Source organism: Phenylobacterium sp. (assembly GCF_030651185.1).
Lineage (GTDB): Bacteria > Pseudomonadota > Alphaproteobacteria > Caulobacterales > Caulobacteraceae > Phenylobacterium.
In genome coordinates, this window is record NZ_JAUSCJ010000006.1 from 133,855 (window position 1) to 156,022 (window position 22,168).

Consider the following 22,168-nt stretch of genomic DNA (forward strand, 5'->3'; position numbering starts at 1 on the left):
GGGTTTGCCTCGCAAGCCCCCTAGCCGTTAACGTCCGCCCCTGAGCTTGGGGAGCGTTGCGTTGAGAAAAGACATCCTGGTGGCCGTCGCCATCGTGGTCGCCCTGATCGCCGCGGCCGTGGCGAACATGACCCCCAGGCCCCTGGGCCTCGACGCGCCGGCAGGGGTCTTCTCCGCCGGTCGGGCCATGATCGACAACCGGGTGATCGCCAAGGTCCCCCACCCCGTCGGCTCACCCGCCAACTACGCGGTGCGCAACTATCTGACCGGCCGGATGAGCGAGCTCGGCCTCTCGCCCCAGGTCCAGCGCGTCGACGCCTTCCAGGAGCGGGCCGGCAAGGAGCCCCTGGTCATCGGCGGGGTGGTGGAGAACATTATCGGCGTCCTCCCCGGCAAGGACCGCAATGCGCCGGCCGTGGCCTTGATGGCCCACTATGACAGCGTCCCGGGCTCTCCCGGCGCCGCCGATGACGCGGTCGGCGTCGCGGCGGGCCTGGAGATCATGCGGATCCTGAAGGCGGAGGGCACGCCGGCGCGCGATGTGGTCCTGCTGCTCACCGACGGCGAGGAGGCGGGCCTGCTGGGCGCCACCGGCTTCTTCCAGAGCCATCCAATGGCCCGACATATCGGGTTCGTCATCAATATGGAGGCCCGCGGCGGCGGCGGAACGGCCAACATGTTCGAGACCGCGGCGGCCAACGGCGCGGTGATCGACATGTTCCGCAAGGCCTCCACCTCGCCGGTCTCCAGCTCGCTGACGGTCTATCTCTACAAGCAGCTTCCCAACGACACCGACTTTACCGTGCCGCGCAAGGCCGGGATCGCCGGGCTGAACTACGCCTTCATCGCCCGCCAGTTCGACTACCACTCGCCAGTCTCCACGCCGGAGAACCTCAGCCAAGGCAGCCTGCAGCACATGGGCGACCAGGTCCTGGCGACGGCTCGCGAGGCCGCCTTCGCGCCGGCGCTGCCGGGCAAGGCGCCCGACAAGGTCTACGCCAACACCCTCGGCTCGTACCTCCTGGCCTACCCGCCCCTGGCCGGCTGGGGCGTCCTGGCCCTGGCCCTCGCCCTCGTGGCGCTCGGGGTCTGGCGCGCCCGGCAGGCCGACGCGTTTGCCTGGGCCGACGTGGCCAAGGGGGCCGGCGCGGCCCTCTACCTGCTGCTGACAACGGCGACCCTGTTCATGCTGGCCCGCCGGGTCACCGGGGCCGGCTTCGGCTTCTATGAACAGGCCAAGCTGCTGGCCAATGTCCATCTCTGGGAGCTGGCCCTGCTGGTGGTGGGGATCGGCGCCGCGCTCTACGCCGCCGCCGCCGTGGGACGAGGCCGCATGCGCCTGGCCGCCGCGGGCCTGGCGCTGTTGGCCGGCCTGCTTTGCACCGCCTTCTCCGGCTGGAACCTGATCGGCCTGGGGGTGGGCGGCGCCGGCGCCGTGGTCGCCCTGCTGACCTTTGGACGCCCCGCCGGCGTCGCCGGAACCTGGACCGGAGTCCTGGCCCTGGCCTTCCTCGCGGCGCTGGCGCTGCAGGTGATGGCGCCGACCGCGGCCTTCCTGATCGCCTGGCCCCTGGCCTTCGCCGCCCTGGCCGGGGCGATCAGCGCCATGGGGACCTGGCGGCCGGTGGCCGTGCCGGTCATCGTGGCCCTGCTGGCCGCGCTCGCCCTGCAATGGGTGCTGAGCTTCGCCCACGGGGTCTTCATCGGCATCGACCTGGTGGAAATCCAGGCCCTGTTCGTCTGGCTGGCCGCCCTGCTGCTCTGGCCCCTGATCCAGGCCGAGTCGGGGGAGATCCGGCCGCGCACCGTGGCGCTGATCGTGCTGCTGGTGGGCTTCGCCCTGGTGGGCCTGGTGCGGGTCATCTCGCCGTGGAGCGCCCGCCATCCGCAGCCCGCCATCGTCGCCTATGTGGTCCAGGGCGCCACCGGCCAGGCCAAGCGCTTCAGCCTGGCCCCCAACCCGCCGGATTGGGCCCGCGCGGCCCTGAAGGCCGACGGTGGCCATATCGTGAAGGACGAACCGCCGATCGGCTGGCGCGCGTCACCGGGCAGCACCCTGTCGGCCTGGGCCAAGCCCGTGAACCCGACGCCGCCGGCGGTGATGCTGAACCGGGTCATCGACGGCTCCCTGGAGGTCAAGATCGTCGCGCCGCCCGGCGCACGGGCCATGACCCTGGAGCTGCGCCCCACCGGCAAGCTGACCAACGCGACGGTCAATGGCCGGCCGGCCAAGATCCTCACCGAGCCCGGCCAATGGACCCGCGTCCACTGGCAGGGGGCGCCCGAGGGCGTGGCCATCGGCTTCCGCGCCAAGGGCCCCGGCGTGATCGACACCCGCTACGCCACCATCACCGATCGCTGGCCCGTCGACGCCAAGCCCCTGGCCAAGATGCCGGACAAGGTCTCTGGGAACGCCATCTCAGGTTCCACCATCGTCACCGGCGAGCAGCGGTTCACCTGGTGACGCGGAGGGTCTAAAAGGGTCCGATGAGCGACATCACCATCTATCACAACCCCGGCTGCGGCACCTCGCGCAACACGCTCGCCCTGCTGCGCGAGAAGGGGCTGGACCCCACGGTGGTCGAATATGTGAAGGTCGGCTGGACCCGCGATCAGCTGCACGACCTCACCCAGGCCATGGGGGTCGGCGCCCACGACATCCTGCGGGTGCGTGGCACCGCGGCCGACGCCTTGGGGCTGACCGATCCGGCCGCCTCCGACGAGGCCCTGTTCGCCGCCATGATCCTCGACCCAATCCTGGTGAATCGGCCTATTGTGGTGACGCCCAAGGGAGCCGCCCTGTGCCGGCCGGCTGAACTCGTGCTTAGTCTTCTGTAGAGGAGGCGTCGATAAAGCAAACCTGGCGACCCGATGTCGCCGCAATCCCGTTGGATGAACCTCCCCCGTGACAAAACGACCAGTCCACGGTGGGGTCACCTACGGTTAACCCAGGGGGGCCACGATGGCCCGGCCTGCGTTTTGCTGGCTTAGCTGCCAGATACGCCATTTTGAACCAGCCAAGGTCAAGCTTGGTTGGCGCGATATTAGTAACGGGGGCACGATGCACGAGTTCGATCCGCGACGCCCGACCCTGCGTCTCGCCCCGCGCCTGCTCGTCGGCGTGGCCGGCTTCGCCGCCCTGGCCCTTGGCTGGAAGCTGACCGCCGCCGAGGCCACCGCCCCGACCCCGCCGCCCCTCGACCCCGCCGCCATCAGCGCCCTTCAGCACACCGCCTTCACCCAGGCCGAGGCGCAGCCCGGCTTCACCCGGCCCGAGAGCATCGCCGTCAAGATTCGGCCGGGTGAGACCTTCGAGGCCGCCGTGCTTCGCGCCGGGGTGGCGCCCGACGACGCCCGCCAGGCCGTCCAGACCCTGGGCGAGGCCATGGACACCGTTCACATCAAGGCCGGCCTGGCCTTCGACGCCGCCATCGCCAAGCCCCGCGGCGATCGCGGACCGGCGCGTCTGATCGGCCTGTCCCTGCGCACCGGCCCGGCCACCGCCGTCACCGTCTCACGCACCTTCGACGGCGCCCTGCGCCTGAGGGAGATGGAAGAAAAGATTCGCGACGAGACCACGGTCGCCCAGGGCGCCATCACCGGCTCGCTCTACGAGAGCGCCTCGCGCCTTGGGGCCACCTCGTCGATCACCGCCCAGATGGTGAAGCTGTTCTCCCACAAGGTGGACTTCGACCGCGACATCAAGGCGGGCGACAAGTTCGAACTGGTCTTCGACCGCAAGGTCACCGAGAGCGGCCGCACGGTGGAGACCGGCGACCTGGAATATGCCGAGATCAAGGGCATCCGCTTCTACCGCTTCGAGATGCCCGACGGCGACGTCGAGTACCTCGATGACGCGGGCAAGAACATCAAGGGCTTCCTGCTGCGCACCCCGGTGGACGGGGCGCGGATGACCTCGACCTTCGGCATGCGCCGTCACCCGATCCTGGGCTTCAACCGCATGCACCAGGGCATCGACTTCGGCGCCGGCACCGGCACCCCGGTGCTGGCGGCCGGCGACGGCGTCGTGGTGGAGGCCCGCCGCTGGGGCGGTTACGGCAATTGGCTGCGCATCCGCCACGCCGGCGGCTGGGAAACCGGCTACGGCCACCTGTCGCGCTACGCCAAGGGCCTGAAGCCCGGCCAGCGGGTCCGCCAGGGTCAGCTTGTGGCCTATGTCGGCTCCACCGGCGCCTCCACCGGTCCGCACCTGCACTACGAGACCTGGATGAAGGGCAAGCGGGTCAGCCCGATCGGCGCCAAGGTTCCCACCGGCACTGTCCTGGCCGGCGCCCAACTGGCCGCCTTCCGCGCCAGGAAGGCCCATATCGACCAGCTGGTCAGCCGCGGCGAGGCCGAGGCCCGGAAGGACGGGGGCGACACCCAGAAGCTCGCCTCGGTGGACCCGATAAAGGTCGCCGGCCTGCGCCGCTAAAGATCGCCCCCTTCTGCCCTTGCGGGAGAAGGAGCGGAATGTGGCTGCGACGCCGACAGCTTGCTGGTGACTTTCAGGCGCCGAGCGCACGAGCGCAGGGCGTGACGTCACTTTTCCACAGCGCCGCGCGGCCCTAAGGTCAGGCTCAAGTCTCTGTCGGAGCAACGAGTCCATGGCCCCCGCCGCCAGCCCGCCCAAGCCCCGCGCCCGCTACGCCGCCAAGCGCGAGGCGATCATGGCCGCGGCCACCGAGGTGTTCAACGACCGTGGGGTCTCGGGCTTCACCCTGGCCGCGGTGGCCAAGATGATGGACCTGCACCCCGTCAGCCTGACCTACTACTTCAAGCGCAAGGAAGACCTGGCCGCCGCCGTCCTGCACGACACCATCCGCCGCTGGGACGCGATGCTGGACGAGGCCTTCCTGGAGACCGAGCCCGCCGCCCGCCTGCGCCGCTTCGTCGGCGCCTATTTCGAGGTCCGCCGCCTGATCCAGCTGGGCGAGCAGCCGCCGCTGGCGCCCTTCAGCGAGATCCACCTGATCGAGGGCGATCAGCACCAGCCGCTGATGGACGCCTTCCGCGCGCTCTATGTGCGGATCGGCCACTTCGCCAAGACCGACGCCATGCCCTGGATGACCCGGCCCCGCCGCGCGGCCCTGGCCCGGCTGATCGTCGACCAGCTCGGCTGGGCCGACGCCTGGCTGGCGCTCTACGCCCCCGAAGACTATGCCCGGGTGGCCGAGCGGATCGCCGACACCATGCTGAACGGCCTGGCAGGCCCGGGCCAGGCCTGGCCCGACCTGCCGCTGCTGGCCTTGGGCTCCCCCGTCGCTCAGAACGACGAGGTGACCCGCGAGCGCTACCTGATCGCCGCCACCAACCTGATCAATCGCGAGGGCTATCGCGGCGCCTCGGTGGACAAGATCTCCGCCCAGCTCAATGTCACCAAGGGCTCGTTCTATCACCACAACACCGACAAGGATGAGCTGGCTGCGGCCTGTTTCCAGCGCACCTTCGATCTGATCGACGAGGCCAGGAGCCGCGCCGCCGAACAGCCCGACGGCTGGCGGCGCATCTGGCTGGCGGTCTGCTCCCTGATCATCCACCAGGCCTCGGGGGAGGCCGGCCGCATGCTGCGCCACCACGCGATGGCCGCCGTGCCCAGCCCCATGCGCCGCAAGTTGCGCCTGCGCTTCCAGCAGATCAGCCACGCCTTCGCCGGCCAGATCAGCGACGGGATCGTCGACGGCAGCATCCGGCCGCAGGACGCGTTGCTGGCCGCCCAGATGCTGATGGTGGCTTTCAACAGCGCCAATTCCATGGACCCGGCCCGCCATCCGGGCTCCACGCTGAGGGTCATGGAGGACTATGCGCGACCGGTCCTCATGGGCGTGTTCGCGGAGTAGCGCCGTCAGGCGTCTTGCGTGACGGGACTGGGCGGGAGCGAGTCCAGCACCCGGCGGATAATCTCCGCGTCGGTGACGATGGGCGGCGGCTCGCCGAACCGCGTCCGCCAGATACAGGCCAAGCGCAGCAGTTCGGGGTCGGACTCGTCGGCCATGTCGTGCTCCTGGTGGGGGTGTCCAGACCTAACCCTCGGCATCCCTCCGGGTTTCCCGACCTCACGGCTTTATTTATGGAATACAGCCGCTTAACTCTATTTCTCGGCTTCGCGCAAGAAAAAGGCCCTCCCACGAGGGAGGGCCTTTCCGTGTGGCGCGCGCCGCCAGTCTCAGTCGAACATGATGACCGAGCGGGCCAGCCCGCCCTTCTTCATGTCGTCGAAGCCCTCGTTGACCTGTTCCAGCTTGATGCGCTGGGAGATCATCTCGTCGAGCTTCAGCTTGCCGGACATATACATGTCGACGAGGCGCGGCATGTCCACCGGGAAGCGGTTGGACCCCATCATCGAGCCCTGGAGCTTCTTCTCGCCCAGGAAGGCGGCGCCCATCAGGGTGATGGTCTGGCCGACCGGGATCATGCCGATGATGTTGGCCGTGCCGCCGCGGCGCAGCATGTTGAAGGCCTGCTCGGCGGTCTTGGACAGACCGATGGCCTCGAACGAGTGGTGCACGCCGCCCTTGGTCATTTCGAGCACTTCCTTGACCGCGTCGGTCTGGGAGGCGTCGATGAAGTCGGTGGCGCCGAACTGCATGGCGAGGTTGTGCTTGGAGCCGACGTTGTCGATGGCGATGATCCGGCCGGCGCCGGCGATGGACGCGCCGTTGACCGCCGCCAGGCCGACGCCGCCCAGGCCGATGACGGCCACGGTTTCGCCCGGACGGACGCTGGAGGTGTGGATCGCGGCGCCGACGCCGGTCATCACCGAGCAACCGATCAGGGCGGCGCGGTCCAGCGGCATGTCCTTGCGGATCGCGACGCAGGCGTGCTCATGGATCAGCATCTGCTCGGCGAAGGAGGAAAGGTTGAGGTACTGCGCCATCGGGCCGTTGGCGGCGCTGAGGCGCGGCTCATCGTCCTTGCCGCGCTTGGTTTCCGGCGAGACGCAGAGCGACAGGTGGCCGGTGAGGCACTGGTCGCAGTGGCCGCAATAGGCCGACAGGCAGGTGATGACATGGTCGCCCACCTTCACCGTGCGGACCTCTGAGCCCACCTGTTCGACGATGCCCGCGCTCTCATGACCGAGCACCGTCGGCAGGACCGTGGGGTACGAGCCGAGCATGAAGTGCAGGTCGGAGTGGCAGAGGCCGGCGGCCTTGGTGCGGATCAGCACCTCGTGCGGGCCCGGCTTGTTAATCTGGACGTCTTCGATAAGAAGCGGCTTGCCCACTTCGCGCAGCACTGCGGCTTTCATCCTGGCGTTCCCCGAACAGCACCCGATTGACCGGGCGGATTATCGAAGTCTGGGTATGCCCAAGACTTTCGAGAGGCAAACCTTATCGCCGTTCAGATGGCGCGCGCCAAGGGAAATTGGCGTTCGATGGGTCCGGGCACGACGCCCGGCCCCATCATGAGTGTGTGACCTACTTCCAGCCCCAGAGGCCTTGGTCTGGGTGGAGATCAGGTTGCCGCCGCTGAGCGTCAGGCTGGAAGCCGGCAGATTGGCCGTCTTGCCATCGGCGCTGAGCGTCACGTAGGTGTCGGCGCTGGTCTGGAGCTTGGTCACCTTGGAAATAGTTCCGATGGGGGCGCCGGTGGAGGCGGTGACCGGGGCGCCGACCGTCAGGTCCGCCACACTGGCCGAGTTGTTGGTGGCGCGGAGACAACCGCCAACAACCGTGACTTGTTCCTTAGGCCGTGGCCGCAGTCCTGGGTTTGAGTTTCGAGAGCGTCAGCCGCTCCGGCCACTGCGGCCAGTTGAGCTTGAATTCCCAGCGCCTTGGGATGCAGCCCTCCAGAGTGGCCAACAGGTCCTCGGCCGGTCCGTCATTGAGGAAGTGGTTGGCGCCGAGCACCCGCTCAAAGCGCATGGGCCGGCGCGTCCGGGTCTCGGCCACCAGCTTCTCGGCCAGTTCGATGGGGGCGAAGTCGTCCTTGTCGCCATGCACCACATGGACCGGGACCTTCAGACGGCGTAGGGCCGCGTGCATGCCCTCCAGCTGGCCGGCCTGGTTGGTGACCTCCAGCACGGCGTGGCGGACATCTCGCGGGATGATCTTCAGCATCCGCGCGCCGACCTTCAGCAGCCATTCGGCAGTGGGGCCGGGCTGGCCGTAATAGCCCGACAGCAGGACCAGGCCCGACACCTTGCCGGGATTGGCCGCGGCCATCAGGGTGGCGATGGCCGCGCCGTAGGACTGACCCACCAGCAGGATTTTCTGGCCGGGCGTGGTCTGCAGCAGCGGGCTCAACGCGATGGCTTGCTGACGGATGTCGCCGACATATTCCACCGGCTCGGAGCCAGCATAGCCGGGGCGGTCCACCACCACCATGGCGCGGTCCTGGGGCAGGGCGGCGATGGCCGGCGCCCAGTATTCGGCCCAGGACGGGGCGCCGGTGACGACGACGATCTTCCACGGAGCGGGCTTTGCGCGCGGACTCTCGATGGCCGACAGCTTCCAGCCCAGGCCGCCGCCGGCGGCGAAGCTGATGCGGCGCACCACGCTGTCGGGATAGTCGGCGGCGACCGGGACATGTTCCTTGCGGCCGGCCGCCGCGGACTGCGCCACGGCCCAGGTTATCTCCAGAACGCCCTTGGGTCGTTTACGCGCCACGTCTCATACTCCGCTGTCTCAGACTCAACTGGGGTCTGAACGCGGGATGGCAAGGCGGGTTCGGGCGCCGGCCCCCTTAGTTCGCGACGGCTGCGCTCAACTGGTCACGCAGCTCGCGCTTGAGCACCTTTCCGGTCGGGCCGATGGGCAGGGCGTCCACGATCCGCACCTCGTCAGGCGTCCACCACTTGGCGACCCGGGTGGCGACGTGGGCCTTCAGCTCGTCCGGATCTGCGGTCTGTCCCGGGCGCAGGGTGACCAGCAGCAGGGGCCGCTCGTCCCACTTGGGGTGGGGCACGCCGATGGCCGCGGCCATGGCCACGGCGGGATGGGACGAGACCGCGTCCTCCAGGTCCAGGGTGGAGATCCACTCCCCGCCCGACTTGATCACGTCCTTGGCCCGGTCGGTGAGGCGCAGATAGCCCTCGGGATCGATGGTGGCGATGTCACCGGTGTCAAACCAGCCGTCGTCGGTGAAGGCATGAGCGCCCTCATTCTTGAAATAGGCCGATGAGACCCAGGGGCCACGCACCTGCAGGGCGCCGGGGCTAGCGCCGTCGCGGGGCTGGAGACCGCCGTCGTCGGCCACGATGCGCATCTCCACGCCCCAGAGGCCACGGCCCTGCTTGAGCTTGCGGGCGGTGCTGGTGGCGGCGTCCTCCCCGGCGTGGGTGGGCAAGGGGGTGTTGATCACCCCCATGGGGCTGGTCTCGGTCATCCCCCAGATCTGACGGACGGTGGCGCCCATCTGGTCCTCGATGCGGGAGATCAGGGCCGCCGTCGGGGCCGAGCCGCCAACGGCGACGGTGCGCACGCTGGTGAGCTTCTGGTTGGTGGCGTCCAGGTGATCCAGCACCCCGATCCAGATGGTGGGCACCCCCAGAAGGAAGGTCGCCTGCTCCGCCACCGCCAGCTCGCAGATCGACGGCCCATCCAGATGGCGGCCCGGCAGGATCAGCTTGGCCCCCACCAGGGGCGCGCCATAGGGGGTGCACCAGGCGTTGGCGTGGTACATCTGAGCACATGGCAGGACGGCGTCGCGGGCTCCCAGGTCGAAGGCGTCGGGCTGGACCATGGCCATGGCGTGCAGCACGGTGGCGCGGTGCGAATAGAGCACCCCCTTCGGATCGCCGGTGGTGCCTGAGGTGTAGCAGAGGCCCGAGGCGGTCCGCTCGTCCAACTCCGGCCAGGTGAAGTCGGGCGTGTTGGCCGCGATCAGCTCCTCATAGACCAGGGTCGCGGGCGGCGACTCCGCAGGCAGGTGTTCGCGGTCGGTGAGGGCCACGAAGGTCTTCACGGTCTCAAGCTTGGGCGCCAGCTCCCCCACCAGTTCACCGAAGGTGATGTCGAACAGCAGGACGCTGTCCTCGGCGTGGTTGGCCACCCAGGCCACCTGGTCAGGATGCAGGCGCGGATTGATGGTGTGCAGCACCGCCCCGATGCCGCTGACCGCGTAATAGAGTTCGAAGTGGCGGTGGGTGCTCCAGGCCAGGGTCGCGACCCGGTCGCCGCGCTTCACCCCCAGCGCGGTCAGGGCCTTGGCCATCTGCTTGGCGCGCACCAGGGCGTCGGCATAGGTGTAGCGGTGGATCGGCCCCTCGACGGTGCGCGTCACCACCTCCCGGTCGCCGTGATAGGTCGCCGCATATTCCAGGATGGACGGCAGGCTCAGCGCCCGGTCCATCATCAAGGCCAGCATCGCTGTCCCCTCCCCCATACCATTGTTGGGGTGAGGTTTAGGCGTGAGGCGGGTGGCGCGCTAGGGGCCTAGGCGGCCATCCGCGCCTTGAAGACGCCGTCGGGGAGTTTGGGCGCGCGGCTGGGGTGGACGAAGAAGTAGTCCTTCCAGGGCAGGTTCGGCACCACCGTCGTGCGCTCCTCCAGCCGGTCGCCGTTGAGGGCGAACATGCGGTAGCCGCGCGAGCGGAACATCTCCACCACCGCCTCGGCCGTGCCGCCGAAGCGGGCCTCCAGCATGGCGGGATGGATCTCGAGAAGGACGTGCGGCCGGTCGCGATCGATGATCTCCAGCGCCCCGGTCAGCGCCTTCTGCTCGGCGCCTTCGATATCCATGCGGATGAAATCGACGCGACTGACGCCGTTGGCCGCGCAATACCCGTCCAGGGTGACGACGGGCGTGGGCTGCAGCTCGACACCGGTGTCTTCCAGATCGGGGCGCACCTTGCCCTCGGGGGCGGCTTCGGAGACGAAGGCGTAGGCGCGGCCCATGCGGCCGGAGGTCTTCTTCGGCGTCACCAGCAGCATCTCGCCGGGCGCGTCGGAGACGGCGGCGTGGATCGGGGTGACCTGACGCGAAATTCCGTGCCAGGCCAGGCAGTGCTTCAGCACCTCGAAGGTGAAGGCCGAGGGCTCGAAGGCATAGATCCGCGCCTCGGGCGCAACCTGGGTCATGACGTAGGAATGGCGTCCGTCGCTGGCGCCGACATGCAGGCACACCGGAGCGCCCGACAGCAGGTCCGCCAGATACGGCGTCTCAGGCTCGTGCTTGGCCCACTTCATATTGCGCCGCCAAGCGCGGAAAGCGTGACTGAGCACGCGTATCGAGGCCATGAGGACTTCCTTTGAACTGGCCGTGTTTACGACGCGTCGCGGGTGACAGTCATCATGTAGTTGATGTCGCAGTCTGAAGAGCGGCACCAACGCCCGTTCAGCGGGTCAAAGGTCACCCCGAAGGGCCCCTGGACCTGGAGCTCTTCGTCCTTGAGGAAGCCGCGCAGCTCGTCGGGTTTCAGGAACTTGGTCCAGTCGTGGGTGCCGGCCGGAATCCAGCGCAGCACGTACTCCGCGCCGACCTTGGCGAGGGCGAAGGCCTTCAGGGTGCGGTTCAGGGTGGCGACGATCATCAGGCCGCCCGGCGCCAGCAGGCGCGAGCAGGTGCGCAGGTACTCGCCCGGATCAGCGACGTGCTCGATCACCTCCATGTTGAGGATCAGGTCGTAGGGCCCCGCCCTCTCGGCCTCCAGGCCCTCGGCGGTGCCGGCGCGATAGTCGATGGTGAGCTTCTGTTCGGCGGCGTGGGCCTGGGCGGTGCCGATATTGCGCGCCGAGGCGTCGACCCCGGTGACGGAGAAGCCCAGCCGGGTCATGGGCTCGCTGAGCAGGCCGCCGCCGCAGCCGATATCCAGCAGCTTCAAGCCCTCGAAGGGCCTGCGCGCTTGGCTGTCGCGGCCGAAGCGGAGCAGGGCCTGCTCGCGGATGAAGGAGAGGCGCACGGGATTGAACTTGTGCAGCGGGGCGAACTTGCCCCTCGGATCCCACCATTCGGCGGCGATGCGGGAGAAGCGTTCGACGTCTTCGGGGTCGATGCTGGAGGCGACGGTCATAAGCCTCCTTCTACGCGCCAACCGCGCCCACGCGAAGCCCGGCGTTGCCCCGCGCGCCGAGCGTCGCTAGAACGCGGCCCTTCCCTCTCCCCTCAAGGAGCTTGTGACCACGCCCATGTCCCGGCTGGTGATGAAATTCGGCGGCACGTCCGTCGCTGACCTGGAGCGCATCCGGCGCGTGGGTCGGCTGGTGGCCGCCGAGGTGGCCGCGGGCCATCAGGTGGCCGTGGTGGTCTCGGCTATGTCCGGCAAGACCAACGAGCTGGTGGCCTGGACCGACGGCGCCGGCGCCGCGAGCCAGGGCCTGACGCCCTCCGACGACGAATACGACGTGGTCGTCGCGTCCGGTGAGCAGGTGACCGCCGGCCTGCTGGCCATGACCCTGCGCAATATGGGCCTGCCCGCCCGTTCCTGGATGGGCTGGCAGATCCCGATCATCGCCGACGACGCCCACGGCCGCGCCCGCATCGACGACGTGCTGCCCGAGAATCTGATCGCCGCCATGGACAGGGGCGAGGTCGCGGTGATCGCCGGCTTTCAGGGCGTCACCCGCGACGGCCGCATCCCCACCCTGGGCCGCGGCGGCTCCGACACCAGCGCCGTGGCCATCGCCGCGGCCGTGAAGGCCATCCGCTGCGACATCTATACCGACGTCGACGGCGTCTACACCACCGACCCCCGGATCGAGAGCAAGGCCCGCAAGCTCAGTAAGATCTCCTACGAGGAGATGCTGGAGATGGCGTCCCTGGGGGCCAAGGTCCTGCAGACCCGTTCCGTCGAACTCGCCATGGCCAAGAACGTGCCGGTGCGGGTGCTGTCCAGTTTTGTCGAGCCCGGCGAAGCGCCCGGCCAAGGCACCATCGTGTGCGACGAGGAAGAGATCATGGAAAAGCGCATCGTGAGCGGGGTCGCCTATAGCCGCGACGAGGCCAAGATCACGCTGTACGGCCTCCCCGACCACCCGGGTGTGTCCTCGGCCATCTTCGGCGCCCTGGCCGACGCCAACGTGAATGTGGACATGATCGTCCAGAGCCATGCGCGCACCGCCGACACCGCCAACATGGAGTTCACGGTGGGCAAGCGGGACGCGGCCCGCGCGGTGGAGATCGTCCGCGCCGCCCAGCCGCAGATCGGCTTCGAGGACGTGGCGGTCAATGAGGACGTGGCCAAGGTCTCGGTGATCGGGGTGGGCATGCGCAGCCACACCGGCGTCGCCAAGACCATGTTCGGCGCCCTGGCCGAGAAGGGCGTCAACATCCAGGTGATCTCCACCAGCGAGATCAAGATCAGCGTGCTGATCGACGCGGCCTATACCGAGCTCGCGGTGCGGGCCCTGCACGCGGCCTACGGGCTGGACCAGCTCTAGCGGAACGAGGCGAGGCGGCGCGCGGTCCAGACGCCCGCCAGGGCCACCGGCAGGGCGGCGACGAAGACCCAGACGCCGGCCGACCTGGCGGTGGCGTCACTGAGGCCGTGCGAGAAGCCCACCAGGTTGGCGACGGCGCCGGCCATGGCCGCGCCGGCGGCTGAGCCGGTGAGCCGGACGGTGGTCATGGCCGCCGCGCCGATGGCCCGTTCCTCGTCGGGCAGGGCCGCCAGGATCGCCTGACTCATGAAGGCCCAGGACAGACCAAAGCCCGCCCCCAGCGCCGCGCCGGCCAGGATGACGCCCAGCACCGAACCGGTGGGGAAAACGAGCGCGCTGGCGCCGACGCCCGCGGTGGCGCAGACCGCGCCGATCAGGATCATGCGGCCCGGCCAGCGTCCGGTGAGATGGGCGACGGCCAGACCCGCGAGGGTCCAGGCCGCCGCCTCTCCCGCGATCACGTAGCCGGCGGTCAGGGCAGACAAACCGGCGAGCTGCTGCAGGATCGCAGGACCGTAGATGGCGAAGCCCATGGAGGCGGCGGTCAGCAGGAACATGCTGGCGTAGCCGGATCCCGGAATGGTGCGCAGCGAGCCCGAGCCCCTGGGCAGCAGGCGCACCACGGCGCGCTCGTCCAGCCAGACCATGGCCAGCAGGAGGACGACTCCGACCAGGGTCAGGCCCGCCGAGCGCCCGAAGGTCCCGGCCACGTCGGCCGCGCCGATGGCCACGACGCCGCCGGCGATGAGGGCCAGCTGGCCCCAGGCGACGCCCTGCCCTCGCTCGCCATCCGGGCCCTTGGGCAGCATGGCGAAGGCGGCGATGGCGACGGCCACCGCCTGGATGGCGAAGAACCAGAAGACCCCGCGCCAGTTGCCGGCGTCGGCGAAGACCCCGCCGAGCATGGGACCCACCAGGCTGGCGACGCCCCAGACCGCGGTGATGGCGGCGTAGACGCGGGGCAGCAGGCGGTTGGGGAACAGCAGGCCGATGGCCACCGAGCAGAAGCCGGTGACCCAGCCGCCGCCGATCCCCTGCAGCAGGCGGCCGACGAGGAAGGTGGCGATGTCGGGGCCTGCGGCGCTCAGCGCGCAGCCGCTGGCGTAGAGCAGGGCCGCGCAGGCGGTGGCGCGACGCAGGCCGAAGCGCCGGGCCAGCAGGCCCGAGCTGGCGCCCGCCAGCACCGAGCCCAGCAGGTAGCCCGCCGTGGCCCAGCCGAAGTAGGCGTAGCCCCCGAGGTCCGCGCCGACGCTGGGCATGATGGTGGCGGTCACCAGGCTGTCGGCGGCGCCCAGCCAGACGCCCAGGCAGATCAGGGCGAACAGCGGCAGCCGGCCGCCGGCGACGACGTCGGCCCAGCTTCCGTCCTGGGCCTGGGACCCCGGTTCCATTTCGACACCCTGAACAGGTCAATTGGGCGACCTGACTAGACGGGCCGGGCCTAATTTGCAATAGAATGATTGTCAAATGCGAAGCACGCCTGACGACCTTCTGTTCCAGATCAAGACCCGGGGTCCGGGCTGGACCCTGGAGCTGGCCAACACCCTAGGGATCAGCCGGCAGGCGGCGCTGCAGAGCCTGGAGAAGCTGGCCGCCGAGGGTCTGGTGGAACATGCGACCGTGCGGGCCGGGGTGGGGCGGCCCCGGCGCTCCTGGTCCCTGACCGCCAAGGGCCACGGCCGGTTCCCCGACACCCACGCCCAGATGACCGTGGACCTGATCGAGGCGGTGCGGGCGGAGTTCGGGCCTGCGGTGCTGGACCGGCTGATCGCCCGGCGCGAGCGGCTGGTGGGCGAGGGCTATCGCGCCGCCCTGCCCGAGGCCGGCCTGGAGGCCAAGCTGGCCAAGCTGGCGCAGCTGCGCGCCGCCGAGGGCTACATGGCCGAATGGTCCAGGCAGGAGGACGGCGCCTACCTGCTGATCGAGAACCACTGCCCGATCTGCGCGGCGGCCACGGCCTGCCAGGGCTTCTGCCGCGCGGAGCTTTCCCTGTTCGAGATGCTGCTGGCCCCGGCCCGGGTGGAGCGGCTGGAACACATCCTGGCCGGCGCCCGGCGGTGTGCGTACCGGGTCGTCGCCTAGCCAACGAACCGTCAGCGCGTTGGAGCGTTATCGCGGCTGAGGGATGTTCCCGAGGATTCGCCATGAAAATCGTTCTTATCGCCGCCGCCGCCAGCCTTGCCCTGGCCGCCCCCGCCTTTGCCGAGCCCGGCGGTCATGGCCACGACAAGGGTCACAAGAACAAGGGTGGGGACCACTACGACCGCGGCGATCACCACGGCGCCTCGGGCCCGCCCGGCCTGGCCAAGAAGCCCGGCGGCATGCCGCCGGGCCAGTACAAGAAGATGTACAGCCGTGGCCAGCGCCTGCCGACCACCTACGTCACCCCGCGCTACTATGTGGACAATCCCCAGACCTACCGCCTGCGCGCGCCGCCGGCCGGCTATCGCTGGGTCCACGTCGACGACCAGTATTACCTGGCCCAGACCCGTACCGGCCTGATCTCCGAAGTGGTCTCCGCCCTTCTGCGCTAGGGTCGGCTGATCTTCATTCCTCCTCCAGGCCGCAGGCCGGCTCGGGGGAGGTGGATCGCGGGCGAAGCCTGCGAGACGGAGGGGGTTTGGGCCGTTGAAGCGGCACGGCCCCAGCCCCCTCCACCGCTGCGCGGTCCCCCTCCCCCGATGGGGGAGGAACTAAGAGCGCGCCGCCCCCGGCAGGCGGAACTCCGGCGACCAGTGGGTGGCGGTGCCCGCCGTCACGTACCAGCAGATCACCATCGCGCAGATAACCGCGCCGGGCACGTAGCTGTTGGTGCGCCGATAGGTGAAGGCCGCGATCACGCCGACCATGGCCAGCAGGGGCAAGAACTGGATGGCGACGATGGTGTTCAGCGGCTGCTGCGGCACGGCCAGCAGGCCAGTAGCCAGCAGGCTGCCGTACTGGATGGCCAGCAGCAGGACGAACCCCAGGCTCATGGCCAGGGCCGCGGTCAGGTAGGCCGCCCCCGCCCCCTCCCCGCGCACCGCCAGGTTGGCGTTCAGCGCCCGCAGCGAGACCAGGAAGAACAGGGTCCAGAGCGGCAGGTAGGCCAGCGCCATCAGGGCATGGGGCCCGTCCAGGGGTTTGAGCCCCAGCACCCAGAACCGGTAGTCCACCTGCAACACCGCATCGACGGCGGCCAGCGACAGGTACCCCACCGCCACGGTGGCCGCCGCGATGGCGATCGCGCGCAGCCAGTCGTGAGTGAAGGCGCTCTTGCCGCCCTTGAGGAATATCCCCAGCGCCAGGGTCAGCAGCCCGTTCAGCAGCGCCCAGACCAGCAGCTGGTTGGTGATGTACTGCGGGAACAGCTTCATGGGGAAGAACAGGGCGCCGACCTGCATGAAGGTGAAGAAGGTCGCGGCCGGGAGCACGGCGGTGAGCAGGACCGCCAGCCACCACTTGCCGCCACGCGCGGTTCCGGCCGGCTCGGCCGGCCGCGCCAGGGCGGCGAACACCGGCAGGCCAAGCAGCATCTGGAAGGTCCCCAGCAGCAGCAGCACAAAGCCCAGGAACCCGACGCCCGTGCCGACCTCCTTCCAGATCCAGATCTGGTCGCCCGGCGGCAGAGGCCGCGCCGCGCCCGACAGCTGCGTCTGGAACCAGTCCACGGCGTGGCCGACCCCGGCGGAGGAGAAGTGCTCCCACGGGTGGGTGATGGGGGGATTGTGCAGCACCCGGGCGGTCCCGGCGGCGGGGTCGCCATAGAGGCGGCCCTCCACCACCGGCCCCGCCGACCCGAACATGGCCTGCAGGGACTTCGAGGTCTCCACGTCGCCGCCCTTGGCCACCTGCCACATCAGGGGGGCGAACTCGTCGTATTGGCCAAACACGATGGCCAGGTTGCGAAGCTGGCTCTTGGCCGCGGCGCCGAACACCGCCCCGATGGCCGGGGTCGAGCCCTCCAGCACCACGGCCTTGTAGCCGTCCGGCGCCGACTCCGCGGCGGCCACCACGGGGCCGCCCCCCAGGCTGTGGCCCTCCAGGCCGATATTGCTCGTATCAACGTAAGGCAGGCCGCGCAGGTAGCGCAGGGCGGCCGGCCCGCCGAACCCCTGCTGGCCGACGGCGGCGCCGGAATTCCCGTGCCCGGTCATGTCCATGGCCAGCACCACGAAGCCGCGCCGCGACAGCTCGATGGCAAACGCGCTCTGCATCTCGCGGGTGTTGATATAGCCGTGGCTGGCCAGGATCGCGGGCGCGGGCGTGGCCGTCGTGGCCGAGGCCGGCCGATAGAGCAGCCCGCTCATGACGACGCCCTTGTCGCCTGGGAACCGCACGTCGGTGACCGTGACGCCGTTGGTGGTCTGGACGGCGTGGGCGAGGAGCGAGCCCGCCAGGATCAGGATCAGGCCGAGAGCCAGGAGCCCGTATTTGCGCAGCATCGTCGCCTCCCCAGACGGTTGTTAGGGGGGACTATGGGGGTGGGGGAGCGGGTGCGTCTATGGGAGGAAGACGCTTTGCCTAGGTCAGCGATGCGCCAGTAGCCGACACTAACGAACGCTCGGAAGGCGGACATTCCAGCCAGGAGTGTGGGCATCTACAATCTTCGCGACGCCTCCCGATTGCGACAAACGCCCTAGCCGCCAGGGTTAATGGGCTGGCAACCCCTGCGAGTGCTGCTAGGAAGCTCACTCGTCTGAGGGGGCACCATGACAGAATCGCATACGGCGACCGCGCGCGTTCCCGTGATCCGCTTCAAGCAATGGTTGGAGCAGTGGGACACGTTTCCCTATGGAGACGCTGCGCCCCGCCGCAAGCCAGACCAGTTCATGCTCATGTTCGCGATGCCGGCCGCCCAGCTTAGGCAACTCTGCGACGTCTACCGGCGCAGCCACGATCACGGGGGCCCGGAAGGCATTCAACGGGCGAGAGATGAAGTTCGGACTGCTCGCATTCGCGAGTACGTGAAATTCGGCTATCCCTATGGTGATTTGAAAGATCCCCAGCGCACAAGCGACATGTTGGGACTTCGCAAGCCAGGCTGGCTTCCCACTGCGATCGTGGTCAACATTCTCCGACCGGACGATGAGCGGCGCGGGCGGAAGCTCGAGGACCGCCACGCGGTCGCGCTGGCAGAAGAGAATGGTAGTTTCTTCCTTCAGGTCCCAAACCAAGCCGACCTTGACGAAGAAACGAGCCTCGCGCCATTCGAAGTTATCGACGGACAGCACCGGCTTTGGGCATTCGATCCGGCAACGGGCGATCAGGAGATACCCGACGATTTCTCGTTTCCCGTGGTTGCCTTTGTCGGCTTGGACATCGCGTGGCAGGCGTACCTCTTCTGGTCGATCAACGTTTCGCCAAAGCGGATTAACCCCAGCCACGCTTTTGATCTGTATCCGCTCTTGAGAGGCGAAGATTGGCTAGATCGTGTCGGCGAGCTTACAGTCTATCGAGAGGCGCGCGCGCAAGAGCTGACGTCAATTCTCCAGTCCCATCCAGCCAGCCCATGGCTGGACCGCATCAATATGCTCGGCGAAAAGGGGGCAGGGACGGTTAGCCAGGCCGCTTGGATCAGAGCGCTTTTGGCGACGCTGATGGCGACAGGAAAGGGTAGCGGGCGTAGAGGGCTTTTCAGCGCACCGATCTCCCCTACTGATGAGCCTCTGGAATGGTCGCGTGCACAGCAAGCAGCGTTCGTCATCGAACTCGGGCTACTGTTTGTGGCTGAGGTCAAAGCGGGTGAAACCACACACGCGTGGATCCGCGCATTTGGCGATGCCGAAAAGGCGTTGGGTGATCGACGCAATCTACTAAACCAAGACATGGGCATACGAGCGCTGCTCGGCGTCGCAAATGAGATATTCTTCCGGAAAGCTTCGGATTGGCGACTGGATGCCTGGAGGCAGTCTCGCATCGAGAACCCGGAAACCAGCATCGAGGATGTAACTGAAGCCCTTGTTGATATCCGCAATACACATTTCCACGGGTACATGCTCAGTTTGGCGAACGAACTGGCGCGCGTGGATTGGCGATCGTTTGACGGTCCCGGCCTCGAAAGAGAACAAAAGGATCAGAAGCGGATTTACCGCGGCAGCGGAGGCTATGTTGCGCTCAGAAACGACACCTTGGAGACACTGGGACTAGGCAAAGGCCCAGTTTCCGTAGTCGCCTCCGTGGTCTTGAGCGAACTGGAGTAATTGGTGAGCTCGATCTCAGGAGCTTCACTCGCCTTAGCTGATCGTACCCACGTCATGGCGGCGATGGCCCAGTTCAGTGGCAAGCCAACCGCACAATGGCTCGATCCAACCAAACCAGGTCACGACGGTGCGCTGCCTAAACATTGGCCCGCGTTTCAGGCCCTGGAGCCTGCGCAAGTTATTCGAGTCTTGGCGGCGTCTGCCCCAAATCACTGCATGGATGGCTGGTCGTACGTTTCTCGATCGCTGTCGGCGCTGCTCGCCGGCGACCCGCACGCGGCGCGCCACTTGGCATATTATGCACAGCTCCGCGCAGCGCTGAGCCTTCTCGCGAACCTAGGCATCGGAGTCGTCGACGGCATCAATTTCGTGGTTGATGCCAGCGGGGCGATCATACCACTGGATCCCAGAGCCGACGGCACGCCTCCACCAAAGAGGGGCGATGGTACGCACACGGTAGTCTGGGACGCATTGGAGGCTTGGGGCGCGACCCCCGCGTTAGCTGCCTCCTTTCTTCGACTGGTCCGCATCCAAGGAACATCCCTTGATGATATCCTGAGCGGAATATGGCCGGGCTACGCACCACAAGCCGTGGCATCTGGCTTGATCACGAGCTGGGGAGCTGACCTAAAGCAAGGACGGGACGATAAACTTTCTCGGAACCGATCAAGTTATTATCCGACGGCCCTAAACAATCTTCCAAATGCGCCGGGAGATCACATCGATTTTGTCGATAACTTTTGGGAGTTGTTCCGACCCGTTGGTGCAAGCCAATTTGATCGTGTCGACGCTTACCTAATCCGTCGGCTGCTCCAGAGCCTTCATCATTTGGCCTACGACAATTCCGACTATCTCTCAGGTCAAATTGGGAAGGAATACGAGCGCCTTCCAGCCCAGATTCAAGTGATTGTTCCGAGATCATTTTTGGCGGTCCCGGAAGCTAATGATCGGCCGCTCATAATCTCTCTGGCATCTAGACCAGGGCCCCAAGCTGGCCCGACTGACATGCTGTCACGAGCGCTCCTTCTACTGCGTCTCGCAACGGCTTTCACACACTCCAACATGGTCGACGCCGGGCTTTCGGTTGCAGAGGGTGCGCTGCGCCCTTGGCTGAACGAGATCGCAGTGGCTCGCGGCTTTTGGGCGCCCGACGCGCCGCTTGATTTCCTTGGTGACCTCTGGCTCGACGTCGAGTACGAGCTGGTTGATTTCATGGACCTCAAGATCGACGTCGGTTCGGAGGGATGGCTCAGCAGGGCGGCGAAGCGGATGCCAATCGTATCAGAGGCAGAGCGCATCGGACTGTGGAGCCTAACCGCTTGAAATACATGGGCTCAAAACGGTCCATGCTCCTCAACGGTCTCGGGGAGGTGATCGCCTCCAGCGCGCCAAAAGCCGTGGGATTTGCCGACCTTTTTACCGGGTCTGGAACTGTCGCCTGCCATGTCGCCGAGCGTTTCGCCGTCCCTGTTTTGGCTGGTGACCTTCAGCAGTTCGCCGTCGCACTCGCCGACAGCGTCATCGGTCGGGTGGCCGCAGTTGAGTCCGACTCTTGGATTGACGAGTGGTTCGCAGCATCCCGCGCGTTTGCAGAACGATCGAATTCTTGGAAAGAGGCAGCCGCGATCCAGTCGCGCCTTGGCACTGGTGACATCGGCGAACTCGCGGCTGAAAGCCGGGAACTGTGCCGTACCGATGGGCGACCGTTTTGCCGTGCGTACGGTGGTTGGTATTTTTCGCCTGCGCAAGCGCTGATCCTCGACGGGCTGCGGGCCTCTTTGCCATCTGAGGCCGACTTATTGAAGGTCGGCCTCGGGGCGCTTGTCTCAGCTGCGAGCACCTGTGCGGCGGCACCTGGACACACGGCTCAACCGTTTAAAGCCAACGAGACGGCAGGTCCCTTTCTTCGAGAAGCATGGAGAAAGGACCCGTTGACCTCGGTGAGGCGTGCGGCGTCCGAGCTGGGACAAAGGCACGCGCTGTCCTTGGGGGAGAGTTCCATTGGCCCGGCCGCGGCGCATTCTGGAAAGCTCTCCGAGGGGTGGCTTGCCTTCCTCGACCCACCCTATTCAAGCGTGCACTACAGCCGCTTTTATCATGTGCTTGAAAGCCTCGCGCGGGGCACGCTCGGCGAGGTGTCTGGAAGTGGCCGGTATCCAGCTCCCTCAGAGCGTCCGGCATCCGACTTCAGCATTCCCACAAAGGCGGCGTCCGCGTTCTCGTCGCTCTTCGCCGGACTAGCGGCGGTAGGGGCGGATGCAATTGTGACATTTCCCGCTAGCGGAGCGTCGACCGGCATTTCCGGCGACGATCTGCGAGATCTGGCTTCGGTTCACTACAATATCGTCGCGGAAAAAGTTTCAAGCCGCATGTCGACCCTAGGTGGAAATCGCACCAACCGCGCTGCTCGCCAAAACACCGTTGAGCTAATCTTGAGGCTTTCCCCGCGCTGAGAGAGCCTGCATGGATTCTCATGGTTCCGCGCTCGCGCTGAGAGCGGACGCTCCGAACCGCCGTTAAGAGCCCAGGTCGGACGGGGAACTGCGCCTTCCGTGCCCCCGCCCGGTCGCCCTAAGCCCCCGATAGCCCTCCGGCGGCGCTTGCATCTGGAACAGCTTGGCCATCGTATCGATGGGGCGTCAGAGCGCGGGCCTCGCCAGAGGCTGT

Annotated in this window: 18 protein-coding genes; 10 read left to right on the plus strand and 8 right to left on the minus strand. The window is 67.5% G+C overall.

Going from position 1 to position 22,168, the window contains the following annotated elements:
- The first annotated feature begins 61 nt into the window (after positions 1-61).
- The 4 genes from Q7J39_RS01975 (at position 62) to Q7J39_RS01990 (ending at position 5,840) form a co-directional block, all read left to right on the plus strand.
- Positions 62-2,464, plus strand: a complete 2,403-nt coding sequence (locus Q7J39_RS01975; protein ID WP_304819870.1) for a M20/M25/M40 family metallo-hydrolase — start codon at positions 62-64, stop codon at positions 2,462-2,464.
- A gap of 23 nt (positions 2,465-2,487) precedes the next feature.
- Positions 2,488-2,838, plus strand: coding sequence for an arsenate reductase (glutaredoxin) (gene arsC, locus Q7J39_RS01980; RefSeq protein WP_304819872.1), 351 nt, complete (start codon positions 2,488-2,490; stop codon positions 2,836-2,838).
- Positions 2,839-3,061: 223 nt separating this feature from the next.
- Positions 3,062-4,435: a M23 family metallopeptidase gene (locus Q7J39_RS01985; RefSeq protein ID WP_304819874.1), complete on the plus strand. Its 1,374-nt coding sequence runs from the start codon at positions 3,062-3,064 to the stop codon at positions 4,433-4,435.
- A gap of 172 nt (positions 4,436-4,607) precedes the next feature.
- The gene (locus Q7J39_RS01990; RefSeq protein WP_304819876.1) at positions 4,608-5,840 is read left to right on the plus strand and encodes a TetR/AcrR family transcriptional regulator; all 1,233 of its coding nucleotides are present in this window, start codon (positions 4,608-4,610) and stop codon (positions 5,838-5,840) included.
- A 5-nt stretch (positions 5,841-5,845) separates the two neighbouring features.
- On the opposite strand, the gene Q7J39_RS01995 is transcribed toward Q7J39_RS01990, so the two are convergent.
- From Q7J39_RS01995 to ubiG, 6 genes are all read right to left on the minus strand, one after another.
- Positions 5,846-5,995 (minus strand): hypothetical protein, encoded by a 150-nt coding sequence (locus tag Q7J39_RS01995; protein ID WP_304819878.1) that lies wholly within the window; start codon positions 5,993-5,995, stop codon positions 5,846-5,848.
- A 171-nt stretch (positions 5,996-6,166) separates the two neighbouring features.
- Complete coding sequence (locus Q7J39_RS02000) at positions 6,167-7,249, minus strand: Zn-dependent alcohol dehydrogenase (protein ID WP_304819880.1); 1,083 nt, start codon at positions 7,247-7,249, stop codon at positions 6,167-6,169.
- A gap of 436 nt (positions 7,250-7,685) precedes the next feature.
- Complete coding sequence (locus Q7J39_RS02005) at positions 7,686-8,609, minus strand: alpha/beta fold hydrolase (protein ID WP_304819882.1); 924 nt, start codon at positions 8,607-8,609, stop codon at positions 7,686-7,688.
- A 76-nt stretch (positions 8,610-8,685) separates the two neighbouring features.
- Entirely contained in the window at positions 8,686-10,308 is a 1,623-nt protein-coding gene (locus tag Q7J39_RS02010; RefSeq protein ID WP_304819884.1) for a long-chain fatty acid--CoA ligase, read from the minus strand.
- A 68-nt stretch (positions 10,309-10,376) separates the two neighbouring features.
- Entirely contained in the window at positions 10,377-11,180 is an 804-nt protein-coding gene (locus Q7J39_RS02015) for an FkbM family methyltransferase (protein ID WP_304819886.1), read from the minus strand.
- Between the two features lie 26 nt (positions 11,181-11,206).
- A complete protein-coding gene (ubiG, locus tag Q7J39_RS02020; RefSeq protein WP_304819888.1) occupies positions 11,207-11,953 on the minus strand; it encodes a bifunctional 2-polyprenyl-6-hydroxyphenol methylase/3-demethylubiquinol 3-O-methyltransferase UbiG in 747 nt (248 codons plus the stop codon).
- A gap of 115 nt (positions 11,954-12,068) precedes the next feature.
- Between ubiG and Q7J39_RS02025 the strand changes: the two genes are divergently transcribed.
- The gene (locus tag Q7J39_RS02025) at positions 12,069-13,319 is read left to right on the plus strand and encodes an aspartate kinase (RefSeq protein ID WP_304820088.1); all 1,251 of its coding nucleotides are present in this window, start codon (positions 12,069-12,071) and stop codon (positions 13,317-13,319) included.
- On the opposite strand, the gene Q7J39_RS02030 is transcribed toward Q7J39_RS02025, so the two are convergent.
- On the minus strand, positions 13,316-14,710 hold the full coding sequence (locus tag Q7J39_RS02030; protein WP_304819890.1) for an MFS transporter: 1,395 nt from the start codon (positions 14,708-14,710) through the stop codon (positions 13,316-13,318). The genes Q7J39_RS02025 and Q7J39_RS02030 overlap by 4 nt on opposite strands.
- A 76-nt stretch (positions 14,711-14,786) precedes the next feature.
- On the opposite strand from Q7J39_RS02030, the gene Q7J39_RS02035 reads away from it, so the two are divergent.
- Together Q7J39_RS02035 and Q7J39_RS02040 are read left to right on the plus strand one after the other, a co-directional pair.
- On the plus strand, positions 14,787-15,401 hold the full coding sequence (locus Q7J39_RS02035; RefSeq protein WP_304819892.1) for a metalloregulator ArsR/SmtB family transcription factor: 615 nt from the start codon (positions 14,787-14,789) through the stop codon (positions 15,399-15,401).
- 62 nt (positions 15,402-15,463) lie between these two features.
- On the plus strand, positions 15,464-15,853 hold the full coding sequence (locus Q7J39_RS02040) for an RcnB family protein (RefSeq protein ID WP_304819894.1): 390 nt from the start codon (positions 15,464-15,466) through the stop codon (positions 15,851-15,853).
- Positions 15,854-16,012: 159 nt separating this feature from the next.
- On the opposite strand, the gene Q7J39_RS02045 is transcribed toward Q7J39_RS02040, so the two are convergent.
- Positions 16,013-17,743, minus strand: coding sequence for an alpha/beta hydrolase (locus Q7J39_RS02045; protein WP_304819896.1), 1,731 nt, complete (start codon positions 17,741-17,743; stop codon positions 16,013-16,015).
- Between the two features lie 267 nt (positions 17,744-18,010).
- On the opposite strand from Q7J39_RS02045, the gene Q7J39_RS02050 reads away from it, so the two are divergent.
- The 3 genes from Q7J39_RS02050 to Q7J39_RS02060 are packed head-to-tail and all read left to right on the plus strand — an operon-like array spanning position 18,011 to position 21,954.
- Complete coding sequence (locus Q7J39_RS02050) at positions 18,011-19,501, plus strand: DGQHR domain-containing protein (protein WP_304819898.1); 1,491 nt, start codon at positions 18,011-18,013, stop codon at positions 19,499-19,501.
- 3 nt (positions 19,502-19,504) lie between these two features.
- Positions 19,505-20,824: a hypothetical protein gene (locus Q7J39_RS02055; protein WP_304819900.1), complete on the plus strand. Its 1,320-nt coding sequence runs from the start codon at positions 19,505-19,507 to the stop codon at positions 20,822-20,824.
- Positions 20,821-21,954, plus strand: a complete 1,134-nt coding sequence (locus Q7J39_RS02060; protein WP_304819902.1) for a hypothetical protein — start codon at positions 20,821-20,823, stop codon at positions 21,952-21,954. The genes Q7J39_RS02055 and Q7J39_RS02060 overlap by 4 nt, the downstream gene beginning before the upstream one ends.
- The last annotated feature ends 214 nt before the right edge of the window (positions 21,955-22,168 follow it).